The sequence below is a fragment of the Williamsia sp. Y853 genome (assembly GCF_056786495.1).
The window spans coordinates 496,609-514,322 of sequence record NZ_JBXCJC010000004.1 but is presented as its reverse complement, the minus strand read 5'-3'; the positions used below and the strand labels follow the sequence as shown (position 1 = coordinate 514,322).

The window sequence follows — 17,714 nt, the reverse complement described above, 5'->3', positions numbered from 1 at the left end:
TTGTGTGTCAACGGTCACAGAAAGAATCAGCAGTTCACGTGCTGTTTTGCACACGCATCACGCCGCAAGGTGAGGGCGTGAATACCTAGCCTGCAGGAATGGGCAGCGGTGCCAGAGAGTTGCCAGGGGGGATCGAGGAGCAGTTGTCCGGAGGGGCTGCCCCGGCGAAATGCTGATCGAGGAAGCGGGCCGCTTCCGCCTGGAACGGGACGTACGCCTGGCCGTGGCTCAGTCCGGCGTACCGCGTGTAGTTGACCGGCACTCCCCGACCGCAATACGTGTGGGCCAGAGCCTGGACGTCTCGGGTGATCATGACCTGGTCACCGGTTTCATCGATTTGGCCGACGGCCAGGAACAGGGGCACATCAGGGGTTCCGGCGGTGCCCATGATGTTGTCGTTGATGGCACGGACCACCTGGGGTACCTGCAGCAGCGAAGTAAGGGGCGGGGCGACCATCTGGGCGTCGGTGAGTCCGGGATAGGCCGCGACGAACTGGTCGATGCACTGGTCCTGGACACGCTTGACGATCTCGGCGCCGTAGGAAGACAGAAACGACGAGGGGTTGAGATCGTAAGTCCGGTTGTACGCCACCACCAACGCCGGGATGACGCCCGACCAGTTCTGGCTCCCACTCACGTAGGGCAAATTGTGCGCCAGGTCGACGGGCAGACCGCCGCCCGCCGCAGCCACGATGTTCAGGTCGGGCGCGTAGGTGGGTGCAACCTCGGCGCCCCACTCGGTCGGGACCGACCCGCCCGAGTATCCGACAAGTCCGACCGGCGTGGACGAGGGCAGGCGCAGGACGGCTTCGGCCGCCCGGACGCCATCGAGTGCGGCGTATCCGGATTGACGCCCCACGGTCCATTCCAACCGTTGACCTTCGTAATCGGGGACGCTGACGTGGTAACCGGCAGTCAGATAGCCCGCGATCACCGACTGTCCGGCCAGCGACAGTTGACTGGGGTTGTTGCCCTGCAGGGTGTACGACGGGTCGCACTGCGAGCCGAGGGCGTCGTATGCGGTGTGGAAGGAGACGATCCGGGTATCTGCGGTTGGTGTGATCGGCCGGAATACCGTGGTCACGGTCGTCACCGGGGCACCTTGCTGATCGGTGGTCCGGTACAGCGCCTGCGTACCCGCGATCGGCGTCCTGAGTTCGCCTGCCGCGAAGGTGATGTCGCGGGTGCGGAGCACGGTCCCCGGCGCCACCGCATCCAACGGTCCGGTGTACGCGTAGAACGGATCCTCCGCGGGCAGTGGCGCCGCGGTCGCTGTCCCGGTGGATGATTCGATGGTCACCGGCACCACGAGTGCTGCGACCAGCAATGCCACGAACGCAACGACACCGAAGAAAGCCGAGCGTGAGCTGGTGTACCACCGACCATGAATCCAATTCATCGGGCTCATGGGAACTCCTTGTCGCCATTGCCGAAATCCAGACCGCCAGCAAAATCCAGACCGCCCGGAAGAATGTGCCAATTTTGTCACATTCAGGCAGCATTTACTCCATTTATTCCCGAATTGCCGAACGTAGTTCCCCTTGGCGTACGACAATCGGTATATTCCAGACTCGGAGATACCCGTCATCGATGGATAGTTGGAGGCCCAAAATAGTTGCTGCGGTAGACTTTCCACCATTCTTGAACCACCACGCCGCCGCGAAGTGAGTTCGCCGACGGTCTCACCTATTGATATTCGGGCTATTGCGACAACTGGGACAATATGTCGATCTACGCCTCATTCCCTGACCTGCCAACCTGAAGCGGGCAAACACGAGTCCTGCAAGGGTAGATCTCCCTGGACACCCTCCTATTCGACGGTTTCAGGTCCGCGACCAGAAGGATGCCCACTGGCCCACTAAGCTCGGGTACATGACAGTGCGGGCAGGCGTGATCGTGACCGGAACCGAAGTTCTCACCGGTCGGATCACCGATCAGAACGGCCCCTGGGTGGCTCAACAGCTCCTCGAGCTCGGCGTCGACATCGCGCACATCACGGTATGCGGCGACCGACCCGACGACCTGACGGCTCAACTGCAGTTCCTGGCCGATCAACACGTCGATCTCATCATCACAACCGGAGGTCTCGGACCGACCGCCGACGACCTGACCGTCGCGACGGTCGCGGCGTTCTGCGGTCGTGAACTGCTTCTCGATACCGACCTCGAGGAACACATCGGCGGAATCATCAAGCGGTGGCGCGGACGCCTGTCCTCCGATCCCGATCCTGCGCCGTTGCAAGCAGGTATCCGTAAACAGGCGATGGTTCCGCAAGGTGCACAGTCGATTCCGCCGACCGGCACCGCGCCGGGCATGGCGATCGGGGCAACCGGGTCACCTGCCATCCTGGTGCTCCCCGGCCCACCGCTTGAACTGCAGGCGATGTGGCCTGCGGCGCTGAAAACGTCTGCGGTTGTGGAGGCAATCGCCGACCGATCAGTGTTGCAGGAGTCCATCATTCGGGCTTATGGCCTCTCCGAAGCCGATCTTGCCGCGACATTGCGCGCCGCAGAACAAGATCTGGCCGGATTCGAAACCCTCGAGATCACCACTTGCCTGCGACTCGGAGAGCTCGAAATGGTGACCCGCTACCCTGATTCGTCGACTGCCGCCTACGCCGAGTTGTCATCGATCGTCACGGAACATCATGGCGCACGGATTTTTTCGACGGACGGTTCGACCATCGACGACCAGATCGCGGAAAGACTTGCCGGGCATCGGATCGCCACCGCCGAATCATGCACAGGCGGCTTGGTCGCCGCGCGGCTGACCGACCGACCCGGATCGTCGGCATACGTCGTCGGCGCAGTGGTGGCCTACGACAACGCGATCAAGACCGGTCTGCTCGATGTGCCATCGGAATTGATCACCCAGCACGGAGCCGTCAGCGAACAGGTTGCCGCACAGATGGCCGAGGGCGCATTGGGCCGGTTCAGAGCCGATGTCGCGGTGTCCACGAGCGGGATCGCAGGCCCCGGCGGCGGAACCGATCTCAAACCGGTGGGTACCGTCTGCTTCGCCATCGCGGTCGCGGGTAAGCCGACGGTGACACGGACACAACAACTCCCGGGTGACCGCGCAAATGTTCGAGCACTCGCCGTCACCTCGGCGATGCACTTACTCGCTGAGGTCCTGGACACGTCGGCAGCCCAAATGATTTAGCAAGTCCAGACTGTGGCGCCGGACGGGAACCGTGGCCTGGCAGATCATGTCACCGCGAGACGGTGATGTTGAATGTGGCGGTCTGCAAGGCACCGGCGAGCGCGAAGAACATCGGGGCAAGGTGCTCGGTCGCCAACGCAGTGTCGACACCGCCCAGATCGAGAATGCTCTCGTCGGGCCATCCCAGGTCGGCCAGCAAACCGGCGACCACAGTCTTGGCGGTGCTGTCATCGCCGCTGACGAAGACGGACGCCCGGGGTAGGGAGGCCAGTGGATCGACCATGATGGTGGAGTTCATCGTGTTGAGGGTTTTCACGACGCGGAGCTGCGGGAACCGGGCCTGTACCTGTCGGGCCACGCTGTCGCCTGGATACGCCATCGTCATCTGCGAGGTGAAAGCGGCTGACGGGTCCAGCACGATCTTGTCGCGCAAGACATCCGCCCCGATGTCCTGCAACGTGGCGAGTACGGCGGTGCCGGGGATCGCGGTGATCACCACATCAGCTGGGGCAACAGCGTTCTGTTGGCTGACGGTTCCGGCTTGCCCCGAAGGTGTCCGTGACCCGTAGACGACGTGGTGGCCGGCGGAAGCCAGTCGTGCGCCGAGTGCGGATCCGACTTTGCCAGTGCCCAGTATTGCGATGTTCATGAACTCTTCCTGTTTCGTGGACGCAAGTACCCACGGTGACGCGGGCTCGAACTGAGAATGAGATCTGCGACGATCACCAGGGAACGACCCCGGCGTCCTCGAAGAAGCCCCCTGTCGGACCGTCGTCCGCAAGAGTGGCCAGGGCGATCGCGGTCTTGGCGCCTTCTGTCGGACTGCGGACGCCGCGGAAGCCATTGAGGTCGGTGGCGACAAACCCTGGGCAAGCACAGTTGATCAGGATGTTGGTGTCTGCCAGTTCCTGGGCGTATTGCAGGGTCACCGCATTCAGGAAGGTTTTCGAGGGTGCATAGGCCACCGCAACCGGACCGGTTGTTGTTTCGCTGCCGGGACCAGATTGCCGGGTCAACGAGCCCACGCTGCTGGACATGTTCACGATTCGTGGCGACGGTGATCGACGCAGCAACGGCAGCATGGCGTTGGTGACCCGAATGACGCCGATGACGTTGGTCTCGACGACCGCACGGACGAGAGCCGGATCGACAGTGGTCGGCTGTTGCGGACCGACGCCGGTGATGCCCGCGTTGTTCACCAAAGCGTCCAGACGGCCTGCTCGCTCACCTATCAGACCAGCGGCCGCAGCAACACTGCGGTCGTCGGTGACGTCCAATGGGACACCGAAGGCGTCGATGCCCGCTTCTCGAAGTCGGGCCACCGACTGCTCCCGTCGTGTCTGGTCCCGGGCTCCCACACCGACACTCCAACCCAGCGCACCCATACCCGCCGCGATCTCGTAACCGATGCCCTTGTTTGCGCCCGTCACCAGGACGATCTTCGTTTCGCTCATGCCATCGATCATGCGTCCGGTCGATCAGATCCGTCCAAGACTGTTCAGGTCACAAGCGATACCCGCAAGGTATCGGAACTGGCCGCTGTGAGTACGCTGTTGCCGTGGAATCACGAGAGCTGCGGTACTTCGTCGCTGTCGCCGAAGAACTACATTTCGGCCGGGCGGCGCAGCGCTTGGGTATGGCTCAGCCACCCCTGTCCAGAGCGATCAGCCTACTCGAGCGGCGACTGGGCGCAGAGTTGTTGCGGCGCAACAGCCGAGAGGTGTCCCTGACCGACGCCGGCACCGTATTGCTGCGCGAAGGTCGGGTGGCGCTGGATGCGATGGAGGCCGCCGAACACCGCGCTCGTCGCGCAGCCCTGGTAGGCGCCGGCCAAGCCGAAGTGATCCTGGCTTCCAAAGCAGGAGCATCGAGCGAACTGCTGACGAAGCTACTGCACGCCTACGCCGCTGAACCCGGATCGATTCGCGTCGATGTGGTTCTGTGCGCGCCCGGCGAGCAAGCACAACTACTACGCAACGGTCGCGCCGACGTCGCCATACTGCACCAACCTTTCGACGACACAACAGGTTTCGATACCGAGGAACTTGTCACCGAAGATCAGATCGCGGTGCTTCCGGCCGGCCATCGCCTCACCACTCGATCCGACCTGCACCTCCGTGATCTGGCCGACGTACCCGAGCTACCCATGCCTCGCTGGCCCAGATCAGACGGCACCTATGCAGAGGGCCCGGGCCCCCAAGTCCACAGCCACGCCCAAGTTCTGCAGCTCATAGCCCTTGGCCGAACTCTGATGGTGGCGCCTGACTCCTGTAGGACGCAACTACACGATGACCTCGTCGCCGTACCGATTGTGGACGCGCCGAAAATCACCACGGTCATCGCCTGGCCACCACACAGCCGGTCGCGAGCTGTCGCCGAACTCGTTCAAACTGCACTTCGACTCTGAATCCGAGGTTCGTTCGGCCGTCCAGGTGAAGCGCTCACCTGGATTCAGGCCACTGAACGTGCCATCAGCTGTCGAGGATCGCACCCGGGGCACCCGTAGGATTCTCGTCGGCGTCGCGAGCAGCCAGGGCTTCTTGAAACAGCGTGCGGCACTGGACTCCTGAGTGTTGTCCCGGTCCGCCATAGGGCGACGGCTCCGGGGCCACCTCGACAACGGCAAGGCCCGGACCGGGACAGGACAAGAACTCGGCAAAGAAGATTCTCAGCTGTTCCTCGGTTGTCTCCGCAGCGATCAGTTGGACGCTGCGCAGTCCGGCGCCGCGTCCGATCGCAGCAAAATCCGCCGTTGCGTGCGTGCCGAGCGGTTGGCCACCACCCGTTTCGTACCGTCCGTTGTTGAAGACGACGATGTGGAGGTTCGGCGGAGCCGTGTTTGCGATGGTGAGCAAAACCCCGAGGTTCATCGCCAGGTCACCATCGCCTTCCAACAAGACGAAATGTAGGTGCGGCCGACTCACGGCAGCCCCGAGTGCCAGGGCAGGCGCGGTTCCCATCGGGTCGGACGCGTAGTACGTGAGCTGACTCGCGCCCTGATCACGCCAGGCCCGGCCTGCCGTTCCGAGGCTCGCGAAGACCACGGCGTCTTTGTGGAGCGCGTGGTCGAGCGCACGTGCCACCGATGATCGCTTCATTCTTCAGAACCCCGCCAGCACTCGTTTTGTGCACAGCAAGACCACGGGACGCTGCGTCATTTCTGCTTCGTCGAAGGCAGTCTCGAAGATCTCGCTGTCCGACGAGGACTGCACCTGGTGAACGCGCAGGCCCACCGCGGACATGACACCGTAGGTGACCGAATGCTTGTAGGCCTGATAGTAGAAGTTGTCACCGGCGGCGCCACGGTCGGCGGCGATGACCACGAACGGAATCTGATGGTGGAGGCCGTAGCCCGCAAGGGCATTGGTGGCCAGAAGTAATCCGGCGTTCTGGCACAACAGGACCGACCGCGCGCCCATCAACGAGGCACCCGCGCAGATACCCACACCATCGTCCTCTCTGACGACGGACACGTGGCGAATGCTCTCTTCTTCCTCGACCTCGGCGATCAGGGGGCCGAGCCAACTGTCGGGCAGTGCGGCCGAGACCGTCACCCCGGCCCGTACCAGACTCCGCGTGATCGGTCCGGTCTGCGTTGAGGTGCTCAACGGGTTTCACTCCATCGGCGGTATGCCTTGCGGGTCAGGCCTATCGCGGCCTGCATCTTCCACTCGTTACCCGGTAACGGATGTGCGCGATGCGCCAGTTCGAAGTCGAGCGCCTTCACCAGTTCTCCTTCGGTCGGTCGTACGTCCCGGAACGCGGATTCGACCGCAGTGGGATGCCATGGAGTGGGTGCCAGTGCACCGAAACACAGTCTGAGCCCCGACCACTGGCCACCATCACCGACGTGGGCGGACAAGATCAGCGACAACATCGCAAAGTCGCCGTCGTAGAGCCGGATCTTCTCGAAGACGGACCTGGCCACACCCGCCTGTGACGGCACGGTGACCGATTCGATCATCTCGTCCGGCAGGAGACTGAGTTCGCCAGGCCCGGAATAGAGTTCGCCGATGCTGACCGTCCGGGACCGACCGGGGCCGGTGACCTGGATCCGAGCGCCCAAACCGGAGAACACGGTCGCAAGATCCGACGGTGTCACGGCCTGACAGCGGTGCCCACCGAGTGCCGCGTGGTGGAACCGATGATCGCCGTCGACGGCATAACACGGACACGTGACGCCGCCGCGCTTGTAACAATCGAACCCGTTGCGGAAGTACCAGCATCTCTTGGCCTGTGAGAGGTTCCCACCCACTGTGGCAACGGCGCGGATCTGGGCGGACGCGATGGAGTCGACGGCTTCGGCGATCACCGGCATCGGTCCTCGGGCCCAGTCGGCGAGTTCGATCAGGGTGACGGCGCCGCCGATCGTGTACGCCCCGTCCACGTCGTGGACTATCCGGCGCATCGCGGTCACGTTCGCGGTACTGATCAACACCCGTGGGGCGATCAACAACTGTTGCTGCTGAACAAGGACATCCGTTGCCCCACCGACGAGCACGGCGGCTCCGGCAGGTTCGTCGGCGAGCATCGTCACCGCTTCGTCGACACGGGTCGGAGAAGCCACCACCTCGACCTCCCTGGTCCCGGGTCGGCGTGCCCAGCGCGTTCCGTATCGGTCGAGAAGATGATGCAGACCAAGGGGATACAGTCGCCGAAAGGCCTCGATCTGCCACCGGGACGGCCTGCGGGCCAGGTGAAAGTGCCGGGTGGCCGGGACCGCAACGGCGCCGCTGTCGCGCAGCGCGGCGAGCAGGACGTCAGGTGTCAACGGAAGGGACCGGAACCGGATCCCGATGGCGTCGTACACAGCGTTGAGGACCGCGGGTGCCACTGGCACGATTGCCATCTCGGCCACGCTCTTTGCATCGAACGGACCCGCCGGCTCTGGCCCTTCGATCAGGATCGAACGGATCTCGGGGGCGGTGGTCGATCGCGGGACGGGGTAGTTGAGGTAGCTCGTATTGACCGTTCGCCCACCCTCGTAGATGAGATGCTCCCCCACCACGGCTCCGAGCCCCTGAACGACACCGCCGATGATCTGGCCATCGACGAGCGCCGGATTGATCGCGCGTCCCACGTCGTGCGCGGCAACATACTCGATGATCTTCAATTCACCTGAGTCGGGGTCGATCTCGATCTCCACCGCGTGCGCCGCGAACGCGTAACTCGCCGAGATGTTCGGCCGGTCCAGACCGGTCCAGTAGGGCTCCATCTTCTCTTCGAGATATTCCGCCTCGACGCGCAACACCCCGGCACTACTCTCCGGTGCATGCACGATCAGGTCTGCGAAATCTCCTGACCCGGTGCGACCCAGCTCTTCGAGGCGATCACGCAATGCCCTCGCGGCCTTGACCACCGCGTGCCCACCCATGTGCGTTCCGCGTGAACTCCAGGCGCCCATCTCCGGAGGCGCCTCATCCCAGTCGGTCATCACGACATCAACCAGGTCGAGAGGTACGCCAAGAATGTCCGCGGCGAGCTGTCCGAGGATCGTGCGCTGCCCGGTTCCGGCATCACTGCCACCGAATTTGACTGTGATGCGCCCGGTTTCAGAAGCCTCCACCGCCGCCGCACTGACATTGCCGCCGGGGTAGGCGTACGAGCCACTACCGTGCATTCCGGCCGCAACGCCCACTCCACGGTAGGGCACCTTCGCAGACTTCTTCTCTGCCCAGCCGATCCCATCGCGCACCGCGTCGAGGCATTCGACGAGTCGATTCGATCCGATGCGCGCACCGGCCAGAGCGCGCGTATTCGGCAGGCCCGCGTTGAGCCGACGGAACTCGATCGGGTCGATCCGGCACTTCTGGGCCAACTCGTCGACCAACGACTCGACGGCCAGTGCGGTCTGCGGTTGCCCATATCCCCGGAACTGACCACCGGGAGTGAGATTGGTGTCGACGAGTCGCGCACGCCAGATCGCAGCATCAGGCCGGTACATCGACCCGAGCACCTTGATGCCGGCACTCATCACAGATGGCCCGTAGTGGTTGTACGCGCCATTGTCGACGTCGATATCTGCTTCCAGCAGGCAGATTCGACCATCGGCATCTGCGTGGACGGTCATCTCGTTCCGGAAACCATGGCGCGGTTTGGTGTAAGCCAACTCCTCGACCCGTGAGAACTCCACCATCACCGGCGCTCCGGTGCGTATCGACAGCAGTGCCGCGATGACCTCGTGCTCACTGACCTTGGATTTGGAACCGAAGCTTCCACCGACTGCGACGTCCCGACAGACGATCTGATCGGGGCGGAGCTCGAGCAGTTGTGCGAGTTCATGGATCACGAAGTGCGCCGCCTGGGTCGAGGTCCACAGTTCCAGTCGGTCGTCGTGCCACCAGGCCAGTGTCGTATTCGGTTCCATACAGGCATGTGACACACGGGGATAGACGAAGACTCCGCCCGCGCGATGTGCACTGTTGCGCCTACCGAGACCCGGGTCGCCCCAGGCTCCTTCCGATTCGACAGCCACGTTCGAGCCCGACGATCGTCGGTGGATGCGATGGGCAGATTTTGCCAGTGCGGCGGCGACAGTCAGCGCTGCCGGTCGTCTCCGGTACCGCACCACGATCTGGCGCAGGGCCTTCTCGGCGGCTTCCGGCGTCTTCGCTGCGACTGCGGCGATTTCCTGGCCGTGAAATCGGATCTCCCCCACCGCAAACGGTGTGCGGTCGGAGAACGTGCCACCGCTGTGCAGATAGCGTGCATTCGGTGGTAGATCTCGGGAGTCGACAACTGCAACCACGTCGGGCGACGCCAACGCGCCACTGAGGTCGACATGCTCGATCCGCGCACTGGCCGTCGTCGACCGCAGAATCTTGGCGTACAGCATCCCCTCGGGATGCATATCTCCTGCATATAGCGCTGTGCCGGAGGTCTTCTCATCCCAATCAAGCGCGCGGACACGCCGTCCCACGGAAGTCACCGCTGCGCCCCTCTCCGCTGCGCGACTGACTCGACTGCATCGATGATCTGAACGTATCCGGTGCAACGGCAGATGTTCCCGGCCATGGCCGTGACGATGTCTTTGCGCCCGGGTTCGGCCAGCTCACGCAGCAGAGCCGCCGCTGCGACAACCTGCCCCGGCGTACAGAAGCCACATTGGAATCCCGCATGGTCCGCGAATGCTTCACGGAGGTCGCGATCACCTTCGCCGAGGCCTGCCGCCGTGGTCACCGGCTCGGTGACCACGGCGGCGAGGCTGACGCAGGACAGCACGGCTTTCGAACCGACGAAGACGGTGCAGGCCCCGCACTCCCCCCGGCCACACGCAGCCTTGGGTGCGGTGTGGCCGTGCGCGCGGAGGACACGCAGCAGCGTATCCGCGGGGGCGATGTCCACGACCAACTCGGCACCGTCGACGGTGAGTGTCTTCTTCACTGCGACTTACGAGGTGACCACGAAGTCGGGCACGTAGCTCGATGCATCGGCCGGATCGTCCAAGATGTTCTCGTCTTTCATCATCTCGGCCATCCGGTCGAGTGCCGCAATGTTCACCGCGGCCGCATAGGGCGGCTCTGTCAGAGACTTGAGCACAGTGGCGTCCTGCTTGCATGCCTGCGCCTGGATCGCGTAGCGCTCGTCCTGGTTTGCCGGGAGCTCGATCTGTTCCGAAGCCTCGATAAGCGCTGCCTGGAATTCTTTGAAACTCTCGGGATCACTCTGGGCGGCATCACCTTTGGCCACATACCCGGCAAAGACAAGCGGCTGGCCCGCACCCGCCACGACATAGGGGTTACCGAGTGATTTCAACTCGGGGAGCATGTTCTGTTCGGTGATCTGGGCAGCATCGATTCGGCCGGTCGCCACCGCGGGCCCCAGGTCCGCGAAGGGCAGCGCGACAAAATCCACCGTGGACGGATCGGCGCCGCCCGCCCGCATCCATTCGCTGGTGATGATCTGATTGATCCCGGCGACCTCGTTGACTCCGATCTTGGTCCCTTCCAGCGACTTGGCGTCGGTGTACTTCGAGTCTTTCTTCACAGCAACGGCATTGGCCTTGTTCGCCGAATCGGTCGGCGTCTCGTAGGCGGTTGCGATCCAGGCCAGGTCGATCCCCTGGTCGAGCGCACGCATCGTCGAGAACGGGTTCGTGAACGCAAGGTCCACCTCACCGCTCTGCAACGCGGACAAACCTGCCGCGCCACCCTGGGCCCGAACCAATTCCACGTCGAGTCCGTGTTCGGTGAAGATGCCCTTCTCCTGCGCCCAGTACACCGGCATCTCGTTGCACAGTCCAAGTGTCGTCACGGACACCGAGCGAACTCCGTCCGCCGATTCGGCAGCAGGGGCCGGCGATGAGTCCGACCCGCAGGCGACGAGCACAGCGGCCATCAGGGATGCGGCGAAACCGGCACCGATCTGTCTGCCGTAGTGGCGGGAGGAAGCGTCGTTCATGAGGATCCTTACGCGATGTGGGAGATCCGACCACGGCGAGTGCGCGGTCGTTGATGCAATGCCATCAATGACGCGTTTCGGTTGTGAGTCCCGGCTATGTCCACGATGTTTCGCCCCTTGGCCGCTGTATCCGACCGCCTCGAGCAGCGTGTGACGACACCCGATGCCGTGTTACGCCGTTCAGCCTCGTGGAGGATCGAGGGCAACAGTCACCATGTCGCTTCGATAGCGCGCATGGGAAACCAGCACGGTGTGTCCTCGTTCATCGAAGACCGTGGTGTCCATGTACAGGATCGGGGTTGTGGTGTCGACCTCGAGCAGCGCTGCGGCGGACTCACCTGCCGCGACGGCCGAAATGCGGCGATCAGCGGTCAAAGTTCCGTAGCCGAACCGATTTTCGAGAATCTGGTACAGATCGTCGATTGCATCGTCGCGAGTGAATTCGTCATTCGGGCGCAGCGCCAGATAGTAGGTCCGCAGCTGCCTGGGCACACCATCGCCGATACTCAGCCGTTCGAAAATCGCCACCGATGTGGCATCGGGTGGAAAGACCTCGGCCAACGGTCCCGGTATGTCGGAAGAGACCTTCCAGCCGATGATCCGAATCCCGTTTCGATCGTCGTTCACACCCCCGGCAGCCGAATCGATCAGAAGGTCGAACCGACTGCGCCGATGGACGTTTGTGGTGTACGTACCGGCTCCCACCGAACGGTGCAGGCGTTTCTCCGCAACGAGTGTCTGCAACGCCAGGCGGACACAGTTGCGCGAGGAATGAAAGGCACGCGCGATGTCCTCGTCGGCGGGCAATCGAGCGGCCGAACCGAGCCGGGTGACAACGATTGCCGAGATCAGATCGCGGAGACGACGCACCTCATCTTGGCGCCGATTGCCCTCGAGCCGCAGCAGATTGCTGTTGACGCGGTCCTGACGAAAGCGCGGCGGCCGGAAAGACGGAGGCGAACTCATTCTCCGATACCGTGATCCGTCACCGCATCCCTCCCAGGTCGCATGTTGTCGGTGCGAATGTGGCCACCGACGGCTGCGCTCAATGCTAGCCGAATGCCTCCAGCCCCAGGTTCTCCCGCAGAGTCGCGCCTGCGTACGACTTGCGGAATCGGCCGCGCCTCTGTAGCTCCGGAACCAGGAGGCCCACGACGTCGACGACGTCCCCGGGGGTCGATTGTGGGTGCGAGATCATGAAGCCGCCACGACTGCCCGTGGCTTCGAAGCTCTCCTCCAGATAATCGGCGACCTCGCTCGGGGTCCCGACCACCGTGTGGTCGTAACCGGTGGCCTCGCGCCAGCCGTTGTCGATGAGTTCGGTCCGGGTCATCTCGTGATTTTCGTCGTACTTCGCGAAGAGGTCCCGGAAGGCCATCGGACTTGCATTGCGGGCCTTGGCCTCCGCCTGCAGATCACCGAGGGTGAAGGTCTCGGGCAGCGCCGCGAGGTCGAGACCGGTCTGATGAGACATGAACGCCGCAGCCCCGTCGCGGGGCAGGACATCCCGCAGCATCTCGCGCCGCGCCAGCGCCTCGGACCGGTCCCGGGCGACGATCACCTGGATGTCCCAGAGGATTCCGACCTTCTTCGGGTCGCGGCCACTACGGACCAGAGCGGCGTCGAGTTCGGTCCGGTGGTTGATGCGCTGACCCGGGTCCCAGGCCCCACCGAAGACGACATCGGCGAACTTCGAGGACGCGTCGATACCCCGGGGTGAGCCGCCGGCCTGAATCAGCACCGGTGCACCCTGTGGGCTCGGGACGGTGTTCAACGGTCCCACGACGTCGAAGAACTCGCCCACATGATCGATGGGCGCCACCATCGAGGCATCGGCCACCTGCCCGGTGACCTCGTCCCAGACGAACGCGTCGGGGCCGACACTGCGCCACAACGCCTGGCAGACGTCGATGAACTCTTCCATCCGGCGGTACCGCGCGTCGTGGTCAGCCAACTCTTTGAAGCCGTAGTTGGCGGCATCTGCGCCCCGCGAAGAGGTCACCACATTGAAAGCTATTCGGCCGGAGGTGATGTGATCGAGCGAGTTCAGCAACCGCGCGACGTAGAACGGGTGCATGAAGGTCGAGGAATATGTCAGACCGAACCCCAGACCCGTCGTACCCTGCGCGAGTGCGGCGATGAAGGGACTCATGTCCTGCCTGGGCCAGCCGACCCCCCAGTGCACCGCTGCGTCGATCGACCCGCCGTAGGTCGACGGAATGCCGGTGCCGTCGCCGAAGAAGATCATGTCCAGACAACCGCGTTCGGCCATCATCGCGACTTCCTGGTACATCTTCAGATCCGGGAATGTGGCACCTGCCCACGATCCCGGCAGCCGCCAGCGGCCTTGGTGATGTGCAAAGGACATGTCGAGCGCCAGGCTCATTTCGTAGGACATGGGAAGCCGACCTCAGGCGGCGGGAAAAGTCGAAGGGACGGATGTCTCCGAAGGTGTCACCGGGTGGTCGAGCAACGGGACGACGTCGCGACCGAAGCGCTCCATACCTTCAAGAAAATCGTCAAAGGTGAGCATGATTCCCGAAGTGCCGGGGACTGCGGCAAGTTCGTTGAGCCGATCGGCGATGGTTTGCGCCGATCCGGTCAGCGGAGCGGCGCCGTAGAAGGGGCTGATGTCGGTCCGGTGACGCTGCGCGACTGCTGCGCTCGACCCGGTGGTGGCGGTATCCCTGGAATACTCGGCCACCATCGCGGCCAATGCTTCGTGATCGGCTCCCGCCACGTAGCGACTCACGATCCGGTCGGCCTCGGCGTCCGTGTCGGCAATGACCAGCGTTGCGTTGGCGATCGCGGTGGGGTTCCTTCCGGAGTCGCGGCACGCCTGCGCCAACGCTGTGTTCGATCGCAGCACCGCTTCCGGCGTCGACCCGGCACCGAAGTGATAGTCGGCATACTCGGCGACGAAACGTCTTCCGCGGGGCGAAGAACCGGCCGAGACGAGGTCGATATGGCCTGCGGGTTTCGGTAGGCACTGGGCGTCATCGACCTGGAAGTATTCGCCGCGATACGTTGCCGCACCCTCGGCCCACAGCGTCTTCGCGATGTGGGTGAACTCGGAGAGCCAGTCGTAGCGCACGTTGTAGTAGTCGTCGCCCGGCCACGCACCCATCTGCTGGTACTCCGTCTGGTTCCAGCCGGCGACCAGATTGAGTCCGAAACGGCCGCCGGACACATCGTCGAGCGTCGCCGCGGTCTTGGCGGCCACGAGTGGATTGATGGTCAACGGCGACACCGTTGCGTAGAGCTTGATGGTCGAGGTGACGGCGCACAGCGCCGCCGTCAGCGCCAACGGATCAACTGTGTTGTCCCAGTGAGATGTTGCACCACCGAACCCGCGGTATTTCAGCATCGACAAAGCGAAGGCGAAATCAAGTTCTTCTGCCTTGGCGACGATGCGGCGATTCAGGTCATAGGTGGGCATGTACTGCGGTGCGTCTCGCGACAGCACCCAGCCGTTGTTGCCCACGGGGAGGAAAACTCCATACTTCATTGTCAGCTTCTTCCGTGCGATTTCCGTTGGTTCAATGTGTGTCGAAGACAGCTTGGTACGCGCGCACTTTCACCCGGATCGCGTCGATCTCCTCGTCGGTCGGCGCCTGCGGATCGACTGCCGGGGGCACGCATCCGAACTTCAGCAGACATGCCATCAACAGCATGCGCGCCTTGGTCGCGGTGAGATTGCCTGCAGTGACGAACAATCCGCCCTGCCCGCCGTACCGCGAGACGTAACCTCCACCGCCACGACCCACCGCGACAACCGGGATGCCCGAATAGACTGCGAGTTTCATCGCCGCAAGCAGTGATTCGTACAGTCCCCCGTACGGCGACGATCCTTCGGCGATGATCCCGGACAGCGGGTACCGCGCGAGATTCGCCTCGATCCGGGCCAGTACCTCGACCTCACCGTCGACGGAGTCCGAGAAATCGTCGGCGCCGAAGTTGGCATATCGGTTGATGGTGACCTTGGGTAGGGCCGACTCGAGTAGGTTTCCTTCACCGTCCTTGATCGAAACATCGACCAGGACAGTGGATCCATCGACAGAAGCAACGCCTTGGACGGAATCGGGAAGCTGGGTCAGGCGCACCGCGGATGTGTGCGTGTGCCGCGCAACCGGAATGAAGGACAGCACGGGATCCCAGACGGTATTGCCCACGATGCCTCCATGCCCACCGGTGGCGATATAGCCGCCTGGACGTGCATCGGCCTTCTGCACCTCACGCGAGGTGAAGATCTGGCCGTTCTGCACCATGACGACACCCACTCGGTCCGAACCGGCCTCATCGGCCCACACGCGTGAGGCGATGTACTTCGTCGACTGGATCAGGTTGTGGTCACCGTCGTTACCGATGACCCCGTGTGGATACTGAGAGGCGTTGCCCACGATCGGATTCCCGGTATCGATCAGCAGGTTCAACCAATACAGCGTCTCCTCCGCCGTGGGACTTCCCTCCAGCCAGATGGCGCCGTCGTAGCCGCCCGCGCCGAGCGTCTGGGCGACCGAATTGGTCAGCCGCGCCAGCGTGGGCAGAGCGGGTTCGTGCCGAGTCGGCTTGTAAGGAAAATAGTCTTCGCCCAGCACCTCGGGTGAGATGTCGCCGTCACCGATGTCGGTACGTGCCGCCGCGGGTAGCCCCTTGGTGTAGCCGCCCGAAGGAGCAGCGCGCACGAAGTCGAAGTCCGCGACATCGCTGAGCAGGTTGTTGTACCCGAACTCGTCGATCCCGAAGCGGTCGATCTCGGAGAAGATCTGCGACGCATCGGGATAGAACTGTTGGCGAGGCTCCCCTGTCGAGGTGAACCCCGTGTCCCACGGGCGGCCGTCGGATTGGCGTCCGGCATAGGGCAGCAGATACGGGCCATCGGAAGGCCGGACGGTGACCCGGTACACGGGGATCCCGTCGACGCCCGAAGTTGTGCTGAAGTCACCGGTCACCGGATCGACGAAACCGTCCGGAGATACGTGGGATTCGGCAGCATCACGTTCCAACGGATGGGCCGAGAGGGCTTCGACATATACCGTCGCGGCGGCCGCGAGCCGCTGCGAGCGAATCGTGTCGAAGCCGACGCCCTGACCCGGCAGGCCACGGTCACGGCGCACGGAATCGCTTGTCCTCAGCACGCCGCTGTTCTGAATGGTTGCTCGCGGGCCCGAGAACACCGCGATCCGCGGCTTCCCGTTCGCACTCGACTGGTCTCCTGAACTCATACCCAAAGTAAAGACCAGCGGTGTTGCCATGGTGTAAAGCGCTGCAACGCAAGTGGTTACGCCATCCTGCGGGCTACCAATGGGCCTGTGTCCAGGCATTTGCGGTCAGACCCGAGTACTTGCGCCACTCATCGGTTGCCTTGCGGACAACGTCAGGCCACGACCGCTTCGGTCGGCCGCATCACGAGCTGGAAGACCTCGGTACGCAATTCGGCGAATCGCGGTTTCAGCTTGGTGGTCACCTGATCTCGGACATGCCCGAGATCCACCGGGATGTCTGCGACCAGATGACCCGGGTGTGCCGCCAGAACCAGCACCCGATCCCCGAGGTAGACCGCCTCATCGATGTCATGGGTGACAAAGGCGATGGTCACCTTGTACTCGTCGCGGACCTTCAGCACCAGGTCTTCGAGGTCCGCTCTGGTCTGCGCGTCGACGGCGGCGAAGGGTTCGTCCATCAACATCACCTTGGGTTCGACGACCAGCGCCCGTGCGATCGCAACGCGTTGCTGCATACCGCCCGACATCTGCCAGGGGTACATGTCGCCTTGTCCTGGCAGCCCCACCGAGGTCAACGCATGTTCGACCCGTTGGGCCACTTCCGATTTCGGCAGCTTGTACGCGGCCGCGGCCATGACCAGGTTCTTTCGAACGGTCATCCAGGGGAACAGCGACCGGCTGTAGTCCTGGAACACGACCGACAGACCGAAGGGAGGACCGTCGACCTGTTGGTCGCCGAGCATCACCTGCCCGCTGGTCGGTGACAGCAAGCCGGCCATCATCATCAGCAGCGTCGACTTGCCACATCCCGACGGTCCGACGATCGAGACGAACTCCTGTTCGCCGATCGCGACCGTGGTGGAGGCAAGCGCCAAACGCTCACCATAGGTCTTGGTGACCCCTTCGATACGAAGCTTCATGGCTCTC

At 63.4% G+C, this 17,714-nt stretch carries 15 protein-coding genes; 2 read left to right on the top strand and 13 right to left on the bottom strand.

What is annotated here, in order from left to right; genetic code table 11:
- Positions 1-85 precede the first annotated feature (85 nt).
- Positions 86-1,399 carry a lipase family protein gene (locus AC1TPF_RS22945; protein WP_482141431.1) on the bottom strand — a complete coding sequence of 438 codons (1,314 nt, stop codon included), beginning with the start codon at positions 1,397-1,399 and terminating at the stop codon, positions 86-88.
- Between the two features lie 473 nt (positions 1,400-1,872).
- Between AC1TPF_RS22945 and AC1TPF_RS22940 the strand changes: the two genes are divergently transcribed.
- Positions 1,873-3,162 carry a competence/damage-inducible protein A gene (locus AC1TPF_RS22940; protein ID WP_482145392.1) on the top strand — a complete coding sequence of 430 codons (1,290 nt, stop codon included), beginning with the start codon at positions 1,873-1,875 and terminating at the stop codon, positions 3,160-3,162.
- 49 nt (positions 3,163-3,211) lie between these two features.
- Here the strand turns inward: AC1TPF_RS22940 and AC1TPF_RS22935 are convergent, their stop codons facing one another.
- The gene (locus AC1TPF_RS22935; RefSeq protein WP_482145391.1) at positions 3,212-3,811 is read right to left on the bottom strand and encodes an NADPH-dependent F420 reductase; all 600 of its coding nucleotides are present in this window, start codon (positions 3,809-3,811) and stop codon (positions 3,212-3,214) included.
- Between the two features lie 73 nt (positions 3,812-3,884).
- Positions 3,885-4,616 (bottom strand): SDR family oxidoreductase, encoded by a 732-nt coding sequence (locus tag AC1TPF_RS22930; protein WP_482145390.1) that lies wholly within the window; start codon positions 4,614-4,616, stop codon positions 3,885-3,887.
- 104 nt (positions 4,617-4,720) lie between these two features.
- On the opposite strand from AC1TPF_RS22930, the gene AC1TPF_RS22925 reads away from it, so the two are divergent.
- A complete protein-coding gene (locus AC1TPF_RS22925; protein WP_482145389.1) occupies positions 4,721-5,569 on the top strand; it encodes a LysR family transcriptional regulator in 849 nt (282 codons plus the stop codon).
- 64 nt (positions 5,570-5,633) lie between these two features.
- On the opposite strand, the gene AC1TPF_RS22920 is transcribed toward AC1TPF_RS22925, so the two are convergent.
- From AC1TPF_RS22920 to AC1TPF_RS22875, 10 genes are all read right to left on the bottom strand, one after another.
- Complete coding sequence (locus tag AC1TPF_RS22920; RefSeq protein ID WP_482145388.1) at positions 5,634-6,260, bottom strand: thiamine pyrophosphate-dependent enzyme; 627 nt, start codon at positions 6,258-6,260, stop codon at positions 5,634-5,636.
- A 3-nt stretch (positions 6,261-6,263) separates the two neighbouring features.
- Positions 6,264-6,770, bottom strand: a complete 507-nt coding sequence (locus tag AC1TPF_RS22915; RefSeq protein WP_482145387.1) for a thiamine pyrophosphate-binding protein — start codon at positions 6,768-6,770, stop codon at positions 6,264-6,266.
- The gene (locus tag AC1TPF_RS22910; RefSeq protein WP_482145386.1) at positions 6,767-10,090 is read right to left on the bottom strand and encodes a molybdopterin cofactor-binding domain-containing protein; all 3,324 of its coding nucleotides are present in this window, start codon (positions 10,088-10,090) and stop codon (positions 6,767-6,769) included. The genes AC1TPF_RS22915 and AC1TPF_RS22910 overlap by 4 nt, the downstream gene beginning before the upstream one ends.
- On the bottom strand, positions 10,087-10,545 hold the full coding sequence (locus tag AC1TPF_RS22905) for a (2Fe-2S)-binding protein (RefSeq protein ID WP_482145385.1): 459 nt from the start codon (positions 10,543-10,545) through the stop codon (positions 10,087-10,089). Before AC1TPF_RS22905 ends, AC1TPF_RS22910 begins: the two co-directional genes overlap by 4 nt.
- 6 nt (positions 10,546-10,551) lie before the next feature.
- Positions 10,552-11,562: an ABC transporter substrate-binding protein gene (locus tag AC1TPF_RS22900; RefSeq protein ID WP_482140534.1), complete on the bottom strand. Its 1,011-nt coding sequence runs from the start codon at positions 11,560-11,562 to the stop codon at positions 10,552-10,554.
- 180 nt (positions 11,563-11,742) lie between these two features.
- Positions 11,743-12,528 (bottom strand): UTRA domain-containing protein, encoded by a 786-nt coding sequence (locus AC1TPF_RS22895; RefSeq protein WP_482140536.1) that lies wholly within the window; start codon positions 12,526-12,528, stop codon positions 11,743-11,745.
- A gap of 85 nt (positions 12,529-12,613) precedes the next feature.
- A complete protein-coding gene (locus AC1TPF_RS22890; protein WP_482140538.1) occupies positions 12,614-13,960 on the bottom strand; it encodes an NtaA/DmoA family FMN-dependent monooxygenase in 1,347 nt (448 codons plus the stop codon).
- A gap of 12 nt (positions 13,961-13,972) precedes the next feature.
- The gene (locus AC1TPF_RS22885) at positions 13,973-15,070 is read right to left on the bottom strand and encodes an LLM class flavin-dependent oxidoreductase (protein WP_482140540.1); all 1,098 of its coding nucleotides are present in this window, start codon (positions 15,068-15,070) and stop codon (positions 13,973-13,975) included.
- A gap of 31 nt (positions 15,071-15,101) precedes the next feature.
- Positions 15,102-16,787, bottom strand: coding sequence for an asparaginase domain-containing protein (locus AC1TPF_RS22880; protein ID WP_482145384.1), 1,686 nt, complete (start codon positions 16,785-16,787; stop codon positions 15,102-15,104).
- Positions 16,788-16,939: 152 nt separating this feature from the next.
- Complete coding sequence (locus AC1TPF_RS22875) at positions 16,940-17,707, bottom strand: ABC transporter ATP-binding protein (protein WP_482140544.1); 768 nt, start codon at positions 17,705-17,707, stop codon at positions 16,940-16,942.
- Positions 17,708-17,714 lie beyond the last annotated feature (7 nt).

What these genes read in the sequence shown, in the direction of transcription:
- AC1TPF_RS22945 (WP_482141431.1), bottom strand. Translation starts at nt 1,399, where the DNA reads ATGAATTGGATTCATGGTCGGTGGTACACCAGCTCACGCTCGGCTTTC.
- AC1TPF_RS22940 (WP_482145392.1), top strand. Translation starts at nt 1,873, where the DNA reads ATGACAGTGCGGGCAGGCGTGATCGTGACCGGAACCGAAGTTCTCACC.
- AC1TPF_RS22935 (WP_482145391.1), bottom strand. Translation starts at nt 3,811, where the DNA reads ATGAACATCGCAATACTGGGCACTGGCAAAGTCGGATCCGCACTCGGC.
- AC1TPF_RS22930 (WP_482145390.1), bottom strand. Translation starts at nt 4,616, where the DNA reads ATGAGCGAAACGAAGATCGTCCTGGTGACGGGCGCAAACAAGGGCATC.
- AC1TPF_RS22920 (WP_482145388.1), bottom strand. Translation starts at nt 6,260, where the DNA reads ATGAAGCGATCATCGGTGGCACGTGCGCTCGACCACGCGCTCCACAAA.
- AC1TPF_RS22900 (WP_482140534.1), bottom strand. Translation starts at nt 11,562, where the DNA reads ATGAACGACGCTTCCTCCCGCCACTACGGCAGACAGATCGGTGCCGGT.
- AC1TPF_RS22895 (WP_482140536.1), bottom strand. Translation starts at nt 12,528, where the DNA reads ATGAGTTCGCCTCCGTCTTTCCGGCCGCCGCGCTTTCGTCAGGACCGC.
- AC1TPF_RS22890 (WP_482140538.1), bottom strand. Translation starts at nt 13,960, where the DNA reads ATGTCCTACGAAATGAGCCTGGCGCTCGACATGTCCTTTGCACATCAC.
- AC1TPF_RS22885 (WP_482140540.1), bottom strand. Translation starts at nt 15,070, where the DNA reads ATGAAGTATGGAGTTTTCCTCCCCGTGGGCAACAACGGCTGGGTGCTG.
- AC1TPF_RS22880 (WP_482145384.1), bottom strand. Translation starts at nt 16,787, where the DNA reads ATGAGTTCAGGAGACCAGTCGAGTGCGAACGGGAAGCCGCGGATCGCG.
- AC1TPF_RS22875 (WP_482140544.1), bottom strand. Translation starts at nt 17,707, where the DNA reads ATGAAGCTTCGTATCGAAGGGGTCACCAAGACCTATGGTGAGCGTTTG.